The sequence below is a fragment of the Pseudomonas sp. BT76 TE3572 genome (assembly GCF_050435365.1).
GTDB classification, from domain to species: Bacteria; Pseudomonadota; Gammaproteobacteria; order Pseudomonadales; family Pseudomonadaceae; genus Aquipseudomonas; species Aquipseudomonas fluorescens_W.
Map to the genome: position 1 here is coordinate 4,395,294 of NZ_JBNDKE010000001.1, position 14,121 is coordinate 4,409,414.

Annotated in this window: 14 protein-coding genes; 10 read left to right on the forward strand and 4 right to left on the reverse strand. The window is 59.4% G+C overall.

What is annotated here, in order from left to right; genetic code table 11:
- Nucleotides 1–321: 321 nt before the first annotated feature.
- The 4 genes from coxB (at nt 322) to ABH912_RS19895 (ending at nt 4,769) form a co-directional block, all read left to right on the forward strand.
- Nucleotides 322–1,449 carry a cytochrome c oxidase subunit II gene (coxB, locus tag ABH912_RS19880; RefSeq protein ID WP_033059824.1) on the forward strand — a complete coding sequence of 376 codons (1,128 nt, stop codon included), beginning with the start codon at nt 322–324 and terminating at the stop codon, nt 1,447–1,449.
- An 82-nt stretch (nt 1,450–1,531) separates the two neighbouring features.
- Nucleotides 1,532–3,124: a cytochrome c oxidase subunit I gene (gene ctaD, locus ABH912_RS19885; protein WP_046055319.1), complete on the forward strand. Its 1,593-nt coding sequence runs from the start codon at nt 1,532–1,534 to the stop codon at nt 3,122–3,124.
- A gap of 180 nt (nt 3,125–3,304) precedes the next feature.
- The gene (locus tag ABH912_RS19890; protein ID WP_046044864.1) at nt 3,305–3,856 is read left to right on the forward strand and encodes a cytochrome c oxidase assembly protein; all 552 of its coding nucleotides are present in this window, start codon (nt 3,305–3,307) and stop codon (nt 3,854–3,856) included.
- Nucleotides 3,857–3,881: 25 nt separating this feature from the next.
- A complete protein-coding gene (locus ABH912_RS19895; protein WP_033059820.1) occupies nt 3,882–4,769 on the forward strand; it encodes a cytochrome c oxidase subunit 3 in 888 nt (295 codons plus the stop codon).
- A 3-nt stretch (nt 4,770–4,772) separates the two neighbouring features.
- Here ABH912_RS19895 and ABH912_RS19900 read toward each other — a convergent pair whose 3' ends face one another.
- Nucleotides 4,773–4,976, reverse strand: a complete 204-nt coding sequence (locus ABH912_RS19900) for a twin transmembrane helix small protein (protein WP_008064738.1) — start codon at nt 4,974–4,976, stop codon at nt 4,773–4,775.
- A 70-nt stretch (nt 4,977–5,046) separates the two neighbouring features.
- Between ABH912_RS19900 and ABH912_RS19905 the strand changes: the two genes are divergently transcribed.
- The 5 genes from ABH912_RS19905 to ABH912_RS19925 are packed head-to-tail and all read left to right on the forward strand — an operon-like array spanning nt 5,047 to nt 8,955.
- Nucleotides 5,047–5,787, forward strand: coding sequence for an SURF1 family protein (locus ABH912_RS19905; RefSeq protein ID WP_429511445.1), 741 nt, complete (start codon nt 5,047–5,049; stop codon nt 5,785–5,787).
- Nucleotides 5,753–6,346, forward strand: a complete 594-nt coding sequence (locus ABH912_RS19910) for a hypothetical protein (protein WP_033059816.1) — start codon at nt 5,753–5,755, stop codon at nt 6,344–6,346. Before ABH912_RS19905 ends, ABH912_RS19910 begins: the two co-directional genes overlap by 35 nt.
- A 10-nt stretch (nt 6,347–6,356) precedes the next feature.
- Nucleotides 6,357–7,436 carry a COX15/CtaA family protein gene (locus ABH912_RS19915; RefSeq protein ID WP_033059814.1) on the forward strand — a complete coding sequence of 360 codons (1,080 nt, stop codon included), beginning with the start codon at nt 6,357–6,359 and terminating at the stop codon, nt 7,434–7,436.
- Nucleotides 7,424–8,323: a heme o synthase gene (gene cyoE, locus ABH912_RS19920; RefSeq protein WP_134421173.1), complete on the forward strand. Its 900-nt coding sequence runs from the start codon at nt 7,424–7,426 to the stop codon at nt 8,321–8,323. Before ABH912_RS19915 ends, cyoE begins: the two co-directional genes overlap by 13 nt.
- Nucleotides 8,320–8,955: an SCO family protein gene (locus ABH912_RS19925; RefSeq protein WP_033059810.1), complete on the forward strand. Its 636-nt coding sequence runs from the start codon at nt 8,320–8,322 to the stop codon at nt 8,953–8,955. Before cyoE ends, ABH912_RS19925 begins: the two co-directional genes overlap by 4 nt.
- Nucleotides 8,956–9,133: 178 nt before the next feature.
- Here the strand turns inward: ABH912_RS19925 and ABH912_RS19930 are convergent, their stop codons facing one another.
- From ABH912_RS19930 to ABH912_RS19940, 3 genes are all read right to left on the reverse strand, one after another.
- Complete coding sequence (locus ABH912_RS19930) at nt 9,134–9,907, reverse strand: MetQ/NlpA family ABC transporter substrate-binding protein (RefSeq protein ID WP_033059809.1); 774 nt, start codon at nt 9,905–9,907, stop codon at nt 9,134–9,136.
- Nucleotides 9,908–9,986: 79 nt separating this feature from the next.
- The gene (locus ABH912_RS19935) at nt 9,987–10,661 is read right to left on the reverse strand and encodes a methionine ABC transporter permease (protein ID WP_033059807.1); all 675 of its coding nucleotides are present in this window, start codon (nt 10,659–10,661) and stop codon (nt 9,987–9,989) included.
- Complete coding sequence (locus tag ABH912_RS19940; RefSeq protein WP_033059805.1) at nt 10,661–11,668, reverse strand: methionine ABC transporter ATP-binding protein; 1,008 nt, start codon at nt 11,666–11,668, stop codon at nt 10,661–10,663. The genes ABH912_RS19935 and ABH912_RS19940 overlap by 1 nt, the downstream gene beginning before the upstream one ends.
- A gap of 263 nt (nt 11,669–11,931) precedes the next feature.
- Between ABH912_RS19940 and katE the strand changes: the two genes are divergently transcribed.
- Nucleotides 11,932–14,070, forward strand: coding sequence for a catalase HPII (katE, locus tag ABH912_RS19945; protein WP_033059803.1), 2,139 nt, complete (start codon nt 11,932–11,934; stop codon nt 14,068–14,070).
- The last annotated feature ends 51 nt before the right edge of the window (nt 14,071–14,121 follow it).

Below are 14,121 nucleotides of genomic sequence, written 5' to 3' on the forward strand. Positions count from 1 at the left end.
GGCATACGAAAAATGCTAAGACTCATTTGTCATAATTATTTCATCCTTGAGACATCAAAGTTATATCGATTTGCCACCACTCGTCTGCATCCTTCTCCATTCGTGACATAGAACGCAAGTCCCAGCTGTTTCAGATGATTTACGCCATCACGTTGCGAGGTGGCAGTCGCTGTCTATACTCGGGTGGGAATGGAGTTAGCTGATGACGCCCGACTGCACACGCAGCAAGGCTCGGCGATTCAAGTTCGTAGTCTGAAAAAGCCGCTCCCTTGCCGCAGGTGAAAGCCGGCGGGATAACAAGAACGATAAGGGGAACCCGCAATGATGCGACATCCACATGTCTGGATGGGCCTCCTGTTGTGGTCGATTTTCAGTCAGGCACAAGCGGCCTGGACTGTGAATATGGCGCCTGGAGCGACTGAAATCAGTCACGCAGTATTTGACCTGCACATGACCATTTTCTGGATCTGTGTAGTGATCGGCATCATCGTCTTCGGCGCCATGTTCTGGTCGATGATTCTCCACCGCCGCTCGACCGGGCAGGTGGCCGCAAAATTTCATGAAAGCACCACCGTTGAAATCCTCTGGACCATCGTGCCCTTCCTGATCCTGGTGGCCATGGCGGTTCCCGCGACTGCAACCCTGATCAAGATGTATGACGCCAGTGAGCCGGATATCGATATCCAGGTCACCGGCTATCAGTGGAAGTGGCACTACAAATACCTGGGCCAGGACGTTGAGTTCTTCAGCAACCTGACCACGCCCGCCGATCAGATCCACAACAAGGAAGCCAAGGGCGAGCACTACTTGCTTGAGGTCGATAAGCCTTTGGTGCTGCCGATCGGCGCCAAAGTGCGCTTCCTGGTGACTTCCGCCGACGTCATCCACTCCTGGTGGGTGCCGGCCTTTGCGGTCAAGCGCGATGCGATTCCGGGGTTCGTCAACGAAGCCTGGACCCGTGTCGACAAGCCCGGCCTCTATCGCGGCCAATGCGCCGAATTGTGCGGCAAGGACCACGGCTTCATGCCGATCGTGGTCGAGGTCAAGGAAAAGGCCGATTACGAAAAATGGCTGGCCGAGCGCAAGGCTGAAGCCCTGCAGCTCAAAGAGCTGACCAGCAAGGAATGGACCCTCGACGAGCTCAAAGAGCGCGGCGACAAGATCTATCACACCACCTGCGTCGCCTGTCACCAGGCCGAAGGTCAGGGCCTGCCGCCGATGTTCCCGGCGCTCAAGGGCTCGAAAATCGCTACCGGACCGAAAGAAGGTCACCTGAGCATTGTCTTCCACGGCAAGCCCGGCACCGCCATGGCGGCGTTCGGCAAGCAGCTCTCGGAAGTCGACATCGCAGCGGTCGTGACCTACGAACGTAACGCCTGGGGCAACAACAAAGGCGACATGGTCACCCCTAAAGAAGTGCTGGAGCTGAAACAGGCGGAAAGCAAATGACCCGGTCTATTGCGCACGTAAGGAACCAGTCGGGGCATCGCGCCCCGGCCTGCCCAGCCCATCTGTTTGCAGGAGACAGGACATGACTGCTGTCGTCGATGACCATGTTCATACCGGCACCGCCCACGCCCACGGCCCCGCCAAAGGCCTGATGCGCTGGGTGCTGACCACCAACCACAAGGATATCGGCACGCTGTACCTGTGGTTCGCGTTCTCCATGTTCTTGCTCGGTGGCTCGTTTGCGATGGTGATTCGCGCCGAGTTGTTCCAGCCGGGCCTGCAAATCGTCCAGCCGGAATTCTTCAACCAGATGACCACCATGCACGGTCTGGTGATGGTCTTCGGTGCGGTGATGCCGGCCTTCGTCGGCCTCGCCAACTGGATGATCCCGTTAATGATCGGCGCGCCGGACATGGCGCTGCCACGGATGAACAACTTCAGCTTCTGGCTGTTGCCGGCGGCGTTCATCCTGCTGGTATCGACCCTGTTCACCCCCGGCGGTGGACCGAACTTCGGCTGGACGTTCTACGCCCCGCTGTCGACGACCTACGCACCGGAAAGCGTGACCTTCTTCATCTTTGCCATCCACTTGATGGGGATCAGTTCGATCATGGGTGCGATCAACGTGATCGCCACCATCCTCAACCTGCGCGCCCCCGGCATGACGCTGATGAAAATGCCGCTGTTCGTCTGGACCTGGCTGATTACCGCGTTCCTGCTGATCGCGGTGATGCCGGTACTGGCCGGCTGCGTGACGATGATGCTGATGGACATCCACTTCGGCACCAGCTTCTTCAGTGCCGCCGGTGGCGGTGACCCGGTATTGTTCCAGCATGTGTTCTGGTTCTTCGGTCACCCCGAGGTGTACATCATGATCCTGCCGGCCTTCGGTGCCGTCAGCTCGATCATTCCGGCCTTTTCGCGCAAGCCGCTGTTTGGCTACACCTCGATGGTCTATGCGACGGCGAGTATTGCGTTCCTGTCGTTCATCGTCTGGGCGCACCACATGTTCGTGGTCGGCATTCCGTTGGTGGGCGAGTTGTTCTTCATGTACGCCACGTTGCTGATCGCGGTGCCGACCGGCGTGAAGGTGTTCAACTGGGCCAGCACCATGTGGCAAGGCTCGCTGACCTTCGAAACACCGATGCTGTTTGCGGTGGCGTTCGTGATCCTGTTCTCCATTGGCGGGTTCTCCGGGTTGATGCTGGCCATCGCCCCGGCGGACTTCCAGTACCAGGACACCTACTTTGTGGTCGCGCACTTCCACTATGTACTGGTACCGGGGGCGATCTTCGGGATCTTCGCCTCGGCCTACTTCTGGCTGCCGAAATGGACCGGCCACATGTACGACGAAACCCTGGGCAAGCTGCACTTCTGGCTCTCGTTCATCGGCATGAACATGGCGTTCTTCCCGATGCACTTCGTGGGGCTGGCGGGCATGCCGCGACGGATTCCCGACTACAACCTGCAATTCGCCGACTTCAACATGGTGTCGTCGATCGGTGCGTTCATGTTCGGCGCCACGCAGATCTTCTTCCTGTTCATCGTGATCAAGACCATCCGTGGTGGCCCGCCAGCACCGGCCAAACCGTGGGATGGGGCCGAAGGCCTGGAATGGAGCATCCCGTCACCGGCGCCGTATCACACCTTCACCACGCCGCCGGAAGTGAAATGAACAGCCTTGCCTTTGTGGGAGCGAGCGTATGTGGCGAGGGAGCTTGTCGGATCGCCGCACCGTCCCGCTCGGCTGCGAAGCAGACGCAAAGCTTTTGGGGCCGCTTCGCGCCCCAGCGGGAGCAAGCTCCCTCGCCACAAAGGCCCGCTCCTACAGGGTTATGCGTAGAGGTTGGAAGTCATGGCTGACTCTATTTCTTTGAAAAAACTGGTCACGCGCCTGCTGCTGGTGGTGGTGGCGATGTTTGTCTTCGGGTTTGCCCTGGTGCCGATCTACGACGTGATGTGCAAGGCGTTCGGCATCAACGGCAAGACCGGCGGGCAGTACGAGGGCGAACAAACGGTCGACACCTCGCGGCAGGTCCGCGTGCAGTTTCTGTCGACCAATTCCGCCGACATGTCCTGGGACTTCTACCCCAAGGGCGATGAACTGGTGGCGAACCCGGGGGCGGTGAACGAGATGATTTTCATCGCCCATAACCCGACCGACCGCCCGATGAGTGCCCAGGCAGTTCCGAGCATCGCACCCAGCGCCGCGGCGGCGTACTTCCACAAGACCGAATGTTTCTGCTTTACCCAGCAAGTGCTGCAGCCCGGTCAACGGATCGAGATGCCGGTACGTTTCATCGTTGACCGTGACATGCCCAAGGATGTGAAGCACCTGACGCTGTCCTACACGCTGTTCGATATCACCGCCCGACATCCACCGGTGGCTGTAAATACTGGCGGCTGAGCGTGCCCGATAAGGAGAACAATAAATGGCAACTCATGAACACTATTACGTACCGGCCCAAAGCAAATGGCCGATCATTGCCACGGTCGGTATGTTCGTCACCGTGTTCGGCCTGGCCACCTGGTTCAACGACCTGAAGGCGGCGCGGCCGGAGTCCCACGGCCCGCTGATCTTTTTCGTCGGTGGCCTGCTGGTGGCCTACATGCTGTTCGGCTGGTTCGGTACGGTGATCAAGGAAAGCCGCCAGGGGTTGTACAGCGCACAGATGGATCGCTCGTTCCGCTGGGGCATGAGCTGGTTCATCTTCTCGGAGGTGATGTTCTTCATCGCGTTCTTCGGCGCGCTGTTTTATGTGAGAAACATTTCCGGCCCGGCGCTTGGGGGTGAAGGAGCCAAAGGCCTCGCTCATATGCTCTGGCCGAACTTCCAGTTTGCATGGCCATTGCTGCATACCCCTGACCCGAAACTCTTTCCGCCGCCCAAAGAAGTCATCAGCCCCTGGGGCCTGCCGCTGCTCAATACCGTTCTGCTGGTGAGTTCCAGCGTCACCGTGACCATCGCTCACCACGCCTTGAAGAAAGGTCATCGCGGCGCGCTGAAAATTTGGCTGGCGCTCACCGTGTTATTGGGCTGCGCGTTCCTCAGTTTTCAGGCCGAAGAATACATCCATGCCTACCACGAACTGGGCCTGACGCTCGGTTCGGGCATCTACGGCGCGACCTTCTTCATGCTCACCGGCTTCCACGGCGCCCACGTGACCATCGGCACCATCATCCTGTTTGTGATGTTGATGCGGATCATGCGCGGGCACTTCGACGCCGATCATCAGTTCGCGTTTGAAGCGGCGAGTTGGTACTGGCACTTCGTGGACGTGGTGTGGATCGGTCTTTTCGTTTTCGTCTACGTGCTCTGAGGCTTACCAAGGTGCGTGTGACACCAACTGGCCGCTGAAAAAACCCCAGGCAATCAAGCCGACGGTAATGGCGGCCAGCGCAACACGAACACTCAAGGCAATGACGAGGCGGTTCGAGCTGCTGTCGTCCTTGACCAGAAAAAACAGGCCGCTGAACAGGCTGACAACCGTGGCAATCAGCATCAGGACGATGGCTGCTTTGAGCATGGTGAGACTCCGGGGGAAAGGCGATGCACTTGAGTATAGCTATCGCGACTACCGACTTTCTGGCGACGCCATGAAGCGTTTCCGGCCGGGCATCGTGCCGACCCTGGTGGTCGCAGTGTTGTTGCCCATGCTGGTGTCACTCGGGTTCTGGCAATTGAGCCGGGGCGCAGAGAAAAGCGCGCTGCTGCAAAGTTACACCCAGCGCCGTGCCGCCGAACCAATGGCCAGCACCGAGCTGCAACACACCGCAGATCCGGCCTTCCGCCGGGTTCGTTTGCACGGCCAGTTCGATGCCGCCCACAGCCTGTTGCTGGATAACCGTCAGCATGGCGGCAAGGTTGGCGTCGAACTGCTGCAACCGTTTCAGGATCAGGCGACCGGCCTCTGGCTGCTGGTCAATCGCGGCTGGCTGCCATGGCCGGATCGCCGCACCCCACCGCAATTCACCACACCGACCCAGGCCTTGAGTCTTGATGCCTGGGTCTACGTCTCCCCCGGCGCCACTTTCCAGTTGCACGCCGACCCGAACACCACGACCTGGCCACAACTGATCACCGCGGTCGAACCGGCCAGGCTCTGGACGGCGCTGGATCGCGAAGGTTTTGCCTACGAATTACGCGCAGAAAGCGGTCCCGCGACTTACCAGGCTGACTGGCCGGTAGTCGCCATGGGACCGGAAAAACACCTGGCTTATGCCGTGCAGTGGTTCGCCATGTCGATCGCCCTGTTCGGCCTCTATCTCTATCTCGGCTGGCACAACGCAAAGGAGAAACACCATGGGAGCGGCCATGAATCCACCCAGCATGTCTGAGGCGAAAACGCCGGCGAGTCGGCGTAAAGGTCGCTTGCAGTTGCTGCTGATCCTGCTTGGGGTGATCGGTCCGATGATCCTCGCCACCGGCATGTACAAATTACAGTTCTGGGTGCCGGAAGGTCGCAGCTATCACGGCGAACTGATCGGCAACGGCCAGACCCGCGCCGACCTCGGCGTGCAGGCGCAGGAGGATCGCTGGCAGATACTGGTGACCGCGCCCAAGGATTGCTCGGTGGACTGCCAGCAACTGGTGTACCTGGCGCGGCAGATCCAGATCGGCCTCGGCCGTGATGCCGGGCGCGCCAGTCATGCCTTGGCCGTGGCACAACCGCTGAGCAGCGAGTACGACGCCAAGCTCACGCGCGAGTATCCTCAATTGCAGCGCTATCCACTGAGCCTGACCGACTTCCAGAAAACTGCCGGCGACAAAGCTGTGCCGCAGCTGTGGATCATCGACCCTCACGGCAATCTGGTGCTGCGCTACGACCCGACGGTGAAGGGTAAGGATCTGCTCAACGACCTGCGCCATTTGCTGAAACTGTCGAACATCGGATAAGGGCATCGTCATGGCCAAACCTGGATTTCGCCTCGCGTTGTTTGCCACCTTGCTGGCACTGATTGTGGTGTTGCTCGGCGCCTACACCCGCCTGACCCACGCCGGGCTCGGCTGCCCGGACTGGCCGGGTTGCTATGGGTTTATCAGCGTGCCAAAAAGCGAAGTTCAATTGGCCCATGCCGAACTGCATTTTCCCGACGCTCCCGTCGAAGCCCATAAGGGCTGGAACGAAATGGTTCACCGCTACTTCGCCGGCACGCTGGGGCTGTTGATCTCGGTGCTGGCGGGTCGCGCCTGGGTCCATCGTCGTCATCCGGGGCAACCGGTGAAGTTGCCGTTGTTCCTGCTCGCCGTGGTGTTCGCCCAGGCAGCGTTCGGCATGTGGACGGTGACGCTCAAGCTCTGGCCGCAAGTGGTCACCGGGCATTTACTCGGTGGTTTTGCGACGTTGAGTCTATTGTTTTTGCTGACGTTGCGATTGTCCGGCGTGTTGCCGGCGCTGACCGTGCCACGGCGTTTGCAGTACTGGGCGACCGCCGGGTTGCTGCTGGTGATCCTGCAAATAGCCTTGGGTGGATGGGTCAGTTCCAACTACGCAGCGGTGGCCTGTATCGACTTCCCGACCTGTCATGGGCAATGGCTGCCGCCCGCGGACTTCGCCAATGGCTTTCACCTGACTCAACACATCGGCCCCAATTACCTCGGCGGGCAACTGGACAGCGATGCCCGCACCGCGATTCATGTGACTCACCGCATCGGCGCGTTGTTAGTGACGCTGGTGCTGATCGGGTTGGCGTGGCAATTGAAGGTGGTCGGCATGACGCGTCTGGCCGGGCTGGTACTGATAGCACTCGCCGCACAAATCACCCTCGGCATCAGCAATGTGCTGTTTCACCTGCCACTGCCAGTGGCCGTCGCGCATAACGCGGGCGGCGCGGCACTGTTGCTGACGATGGTGCTGGTCAATTATCACGCGCGAACCAGTCTGGTTCGGGTCAAGCAGCAACCCCCTGCGCGCTGGCGGTTCAGCCCGCGCAAACACTCAGCCGGGCCCATAACTATAAAAGGAGAGATGCCATGGCGACTCTGATCGGCGCACGTCACAGTCAGGCGATCTGGCGTGACTACCTGGAGCTGACCAAGCCGAAAGTGGTGGTGCTGATGCTCATCACCTCACTGGTGGGGATGTTCCTCGCGACCCGCGCCGGGGTGCCGTGGACGGTGCTGGTGTTCGGCAATCTGGGGATTGCCTTGTGTGCCGGTGGTGCGGCAGCCGTCAATCATGTGGTGGACCGACGCATCGATGCAGTCATGGCCCGCACGCACAAACGTCCCTTGGCCGAAGGTCGAGTGTCACCGGCGGCCGCGCTGACGTTTGCCTTGGTATTGGCGGTGCTTGGGCAAGCCATACTGCTGGCCTTCACCAATCCACTGACGGCCTGGCTGACCCTGGCCTCGCTGCTCGGCTATGCGGTGGTCTACACCGGTTTCCTGAAACGCGCGACGCCGCAAAACATCGTCATCGGCGGACTGGCCGGCGCCGCCCCACCGCTGCTCGGCTGGACCGCCGCCACCGGTCATGTCAGCGCCGAACCACTGCTGCTGGTGCTGATTATCTTCGCCTGGACCCCACCGCACTTTTGGGCGCTGGCCATTCACCGCAAAGAGGAATACGCCAAGGCCGACATTCCGATGCTGCCGGTGACCCATGGCGAGCACTACACCAAGGTCCACATCCTGCTTTATACCTTTGCGCTGCTGGCCGTCAGCCTGATGCCGTACGTGATCCACATGAGCGGCATGCTCTACCTGATTTGCGCGCTGGGACTGGGCGCGAGGTTTCTGCAATGGGCCGTGGTGCTGTACCGTGGCACTCGGCCGCACGCGGCGATCAACACGTTCAAGTACTCTATTTACTACTTGTTCCTGCTGTTTATCGCGCTGCTCGTAGACCACTACTTACTGTTGAACCTATGACTCGAACCCAGAAAACCGTCTTCATCCTTGTCGCCCTGATCGCGCTGGTCCTGGGCCTGACCATCAACAAAGTGCTGTCCGGCAAAGGCCAGGGCGACCCGACGGCGCTGATCGATGCCGGGATCATTCTGCTACCGCAAAGCCGTAACCTGCCGGCCCTGACAATGACCGACCAGAACGGCAAACCGGTGGCGGTCAACGAGCTGAAAGACAAATGGTCGCTGCTGTTCTTCGGCTACACCTTCTGCCCGGACATCTGCCCGACCACCCTCGCCCAGCTGCGCCAGATCAAAAGCGAACTGCCGCCAGAGGCGGTGGCCAGGTTGCAGATTATTCTGGTCAGCGTCGACCCGAATCGCGACACACCCAATCAGCTCAAGCAGTACCTGGGCTACTTCGATCCGCAGTTCCAAGGGCTGACGGCTTCGTCGGTTGAAGACATTCAGAAACTGGCCAACGCGGTGAGCATTCCGTTCATTCCGGCGGACACCAGCAAGCCAAACTACACCGTCGATCACAGCGGCAACCTGGCAGTGATCGGGCCGGATGGGACGCAACGTGGGTTCATTCGCGCACCGCTGAACAACGTGAAATTGGTGGCGCAGTTGCCGGTGATGCTTACCCGCAAATAATTAACACCGCATCCCCCCTGTAGGAGTGAGCCTGCTCGCGATAGCGGGCTGACCTTCAACATGAATGTTGGCAGTGATGGCGCTATCGCGAGCAGGCTCACTCCTACAGGGGACGGTGTTTCAGGCATAAAAAAATGGGGCGCATTCAATGCGCCCCATTTTTCGTTACAGCTTCGAATCAGAACGCCGGCACGACCGCGCCTTTGTACTTCTCGAGGATGAAGGCTTTCACTTCCGGGCTGTGCAGGGCAGCAATCAGCTTCTTCATCGCTTCGCTGTCCTTGTCGTCTGGACGGGCAACGAGGATGTTCACGTAAGGCGAGTCGCTGCCTTCGATGACCAGCGCGTCCTTGGACGGGTCAAGCTTGGCTTCCAGCGCGTAATTGGTGTTGATCAGCGCCAGGTCGACCTGGGTCAGCACGCGCGGGATGGTCGCGGCTTCCAGTTCACGGAATTTCAGGTCCTTGGTGTTCTCGGTGATGTCCTTCACGGTCGCCAGGATGTTGTTCGAATCCTTCAACTTGATCAGGCCAGCCTTGGCCAGCAGCAACAGCGCACGGCCGCCGTTGGTGGCGTCGTTCGGGATCACCACGTTGGCGCCACCTGGCAGCTCGGTCAGTGCTTTGTACTTGCTGGAGTAAGCGCCCAGTGGTTCCAGGTGTACGCCGGCAACGGCCACCAGGTTGGTGCCCTTGGCCTTGTTGAATTCATCGAGGTACGGCCGGTGCTGGAAGAAGTTGGCGTCCAGACGTTTTTCGGCCACCTGCACGTTCGGCTGGATGTAGTCGGTGAAGACTTTGACCTTCAGGTCCACGCCTTCTTTGGCCAGCGCCGGTTTCACGAATTCGAGGATTTCTGCGTGCGGGACCGGGGTGGCCGCGACGGTCAGTGTTTCATCGGCCTGAGCAGCAAACGCTGCAACGGCTGCGAACGCTACGAGTAGTTTTTTCATTCAGCTAACTCCTTGTGAGGCGCCTGAATTCGGCGCCTGCCAGCGAATGGCCGGCTCATGACTTATTGACGTGAACGCTTTATTTTCTGGAGAAATGGACAACCAGTTTGTCGCCAACGGTTTGCAAAACCTGAACGATCACCAGCAGCAACATCACCGTCACGACCATCACATCAGGCTGGAAACGCTGGTAACCGAAACGGATCGCCAGGTCGCCCAAACCACCTGCGCCGACCACACCTGCCATCGCCGTGTAGGACACCAGTGTAATGGCTGTCACCGTAATCGCGGCGAAGATGCCAGGGCGGGCTTCCGGCAGCAAGGCATTGGTGATGATCTGCCGCGTCGTCGCGCCCATGGCCTGGGTCGCCTCGATGATGCCGCGATCCACTTCACGCAGGGCGGTTTCCACCAGCCGCGCGAAGAACGGCGTAGCGCCCACCACCAGCGGTGGAATCGCACCGGCGACACCGAGGGACGTACCGGTGATCAACACCGTGAACGGAATCATCACGATCAGCAGAATGATGAACGGCAGCGAACGCAGGATGTTCACCACCAGTGACAGCATCGCGTAGACGCCTTTGGCTTCCAGCAACTGACGCGGGCTGCAGAGGAACAACAGCACGCCCAGGGGCAGGCCAAGCAAAACGGTGAACAACAGCGAACCGAAGAGCATGAGGAAGGTGTCGCCGGTAGCCAACCAGATTTCGAACCAGTCGATATTGACGAAGAAACTTGTCAGGACTTCCATCAGCGCAGCACCTCCATATGGACGTCAGCTGCAGTGAAGCGGGCGAACGCCGCTTCCATGTCGCCACCGGTAACGGCCAGGGTCAACTGCCCGTAGGGCACGTCTTTGATTCGGTCGATACGACCGGCCAGGATGCTGTAGTCCACACCCGTTTCACGAGCGACGGTGCCCAGTAGCGGTGCGTAGGTCGCTTCGCCCTGGAACGTCAGACGCACGATGCGGCCTGGAACGTGAGCGAAGTCGTCGCGCTGCTCGCTTTCGTCGATCTGCTCGTCTTCTTGCACGAAGCGCTTGGTGGTCGGGTGCTTCGGATGCAGGAACACCTCGGCGACCGAACCTTGCTCGACGATCACGCCAGCGTCCATCACCGCAACCTGGTCGCAGACCCGGCGGATCACGTCCATCTCGTGGGTGATCAACACGATGGTCAGCTTCAACTCGCGATTGATCTCGGCCAGCAATTGCAGGACCGACGCAGTGGTCTGCGGGTCCAGTGCGCTGGTGGCTTCGTCGCACAGCAGGATTTTCGGCTTGGTCGCCAGGGCGCGGGCGATGCCGACGCGCTGCTTCTGGCCACCGGACAATTGCGCCGGGTACTTTTTGGCATGGTCGGACAGGCCGACCCGCTTCAGCAATTCGGCCACACGCCGGTCAATCTCGCTGCGCGACAGTTCACCGGCCAGGGTCAGTGGCAGCGCGACGTTGTCGGCCACGGTCTTGGACGCCAGCAAGTTGAAGTGCTGGAAAATCATCCCGACTTGCTGACGGAAACGTCGCAGGCTGTTGGCGTCGAGCGCGGTGACTTCTTCGCCGTCGACGAATATCTTGCCGCCACTGGACTCTTCCAGGCGATTGATCAGACGCAGCAGGGTACTTTTTCCGGCACCGGAATGGCCGATCAGACCGAAGACCTCACCGTTCTCAATCGTCAGACTGGTCGGATGCAGGGCGGGAATATCCTTACCGGCGACGCGGTAGGTTTTGTGGACGTTTTGAAACTCGATCACGTAGCGAACCTTGTGGGGCGCGTTGGAAAAGGGTCAGCGGTTAGCCGGGCGCGCATTTTAGCCTGTCCGTATAGAGGTTATTAGCATTTATTCGGCATTCAACCTTCCATTTGGCAATAACGCGATCAAAGGTTAGAAAAAAGGAACGGCGCAAAACGTCATCAGTCACTAATTAGGCAACTCGAAAACGCCCCCGGTCCGTGCCTGGGGCATTGCTCAAGAGTCCTGGCTACGGCGGGAATCGCAACGAGGAGTTTTGTCTGATGAGTACTAAAAAACCTGCCGCAACCAAAAGCGCACTGGCCGGGACCGATACCCCGGACCGCGCAAACACCAATGCCAAGCTCGACAGCCTGGAACAATTTCGCTCCGACGCCACTGAACAGGCCCTGCGCACCAACCAGGGCGTGAAAGTCTCGGACAACCAGAACACGTTGAAGGCCGGCGCCCGCGGACCATCGTTGCTGGAAGACTTCATCATGCGTGAAAAGATCACGCACTTTGACCATGAACGCATTCCCGAGCGCATCGTCCACGCTCGAGGCACCGGTGCTCACGGCTACTTCCAGAGCTATGAAACCCATTCCGTGCTGACCAAGGCCGGATTCCTACAAGACCCAAGCCAAAAAACCCCGGTCTTCGTCCGCTTCTCCACGGTGCAGGGCCCTCGCGGGTCGGGCGATACCGTGCGGGACGTACGAGGTTTCGCGGTGAAGTTTTTCACCGACGAAGGCAACTTCGACCTGGTGGGCAACAACATGCCGGTGTTTTTCATTCAGGATGCGATCAAGTTTCCTGACTTCGTGCACGCGGTGAAACCCGAGCCGCACAATGAGATGCCCACCGGCGGTTCAGCTCACGATACCTTTTGGGATTTTGTCTCTCTGGTACCGGAGTCGGCACACATGGTGATCTGGACCATGTCCGACCGGGCGATCCCGAAAAGCCTGCGCAGCATGCAAGGCTTCGGTGTTCACACCTTTCGCCTGATCAACGCCGAAGGTAAATCGCGCTTCGTCAAATTCCATTGGCGCCCCACTGCCGGGACCTGTTCGCTGGTGTGGGATGAAGCGCAGAAGCTCGCCGGTAAAGACACGGATTACCACCGTCGCGATCTCTGGGAGTCGATCGAAATGGGCGACTACCCGCAATGGGAACTGGGCGTACAGATCATCGAGGAAGAGAACGAACATAAATTCGACTTCGACATCCTCGACCCGACCAAGCTGATTCCGGAAGAACTGGTGCCGATCACCCCATTGGGCAAAATGACCCTCAACCGTAATCCCGACAACTTCTTCGCCGAAACCGAACAGGTCGCCTTCTGCCCTGGGCATATCGTGCCGGGGATCGACTTTTCCAACGATCCATTGCTGCAAGGTCGATTGTTTTCCTACACCGATACGCAAATCAGCCGACTCGGTGGGCCGAACTTTCACGAAATCCCGATCAACCGCCCGGTGGCGCCGTTCCACAATGGTCAACGGGACGCGTTGCATCGCACCACCATCGACAAGGGTCGCGCGTCCTACGAGCCGAACTCCATTGATAGCGGTTGGCCGAAAGAAACCCCGCCGGCAGCCCAGGATGGCGGCTTCGAAAGTTATCCAGAGCGCATCGACGCCAACAAGATCCGTCAGCGCAGCGAATCATTCAGCGACCACTTCTCCCAGGCGCGGCTGTTTTTCCACAGCATGAGCAAGCACGAGCAGGAGCACATCATCTCGGCTTACAGCTTCGAGTTGGGCAAGGTGGAGCGGGAGTTCATCCGCGTGCGTCAGGTGAATGAGATTCTGGCCAACATCGATCTGGAACTGGCCAAGCGCGTGGCGCAGAACCTGGGGTTGCCCGCGCCCAAAGCCGGGACGGTCGAAGTACGCAAAACCTCACTGGATCACTCGCCGGCCCTGAGTCAGGCCAACTTGCTGCCGGCGGATATCAAAACCCGCAAAGTGGCAATCCTGGCAGCCAATGGCGTCGACGGTGCAGCGATTGATGCCATGAAGAAAGCGCTGAAGGCCGAAGGTGCGCACGCCAAACTGCTCGGCCCGACTTCTGCTCCTGTGACCACCGCCGATGGCAAAGTATTGCCGGTCGATGCGTCGATGGAAGGCTTGCCTTCGGTGGCGTTCGACGCGGTGTTTGTGCCCGGTGGCGCGGCGTCGATCAAGGCATTGAGCACGGACGGTGTGGCGCTGCATTACCTGTTGGAGGCGTACAAGCACTTGAAGGCGATTGCGCTGCAGGGCGAGGCCAAACAGTTGCTGGATGTGTTGAAGCTGGAGGCTGATGCGGGGTTGATCGTGGGCACGGATGCGAAGTTGATCAAAGCGTTTTTTGCCGCGATCGGGCAGCATCGGGTGTGGGACAGGGAGCCTAAGGCCAAGGCGATTCCGGCCTGAGGGTTTGTATCAATAGGGAGGACGCCTTCGCGGGCAAGCCTCGCTCCTACA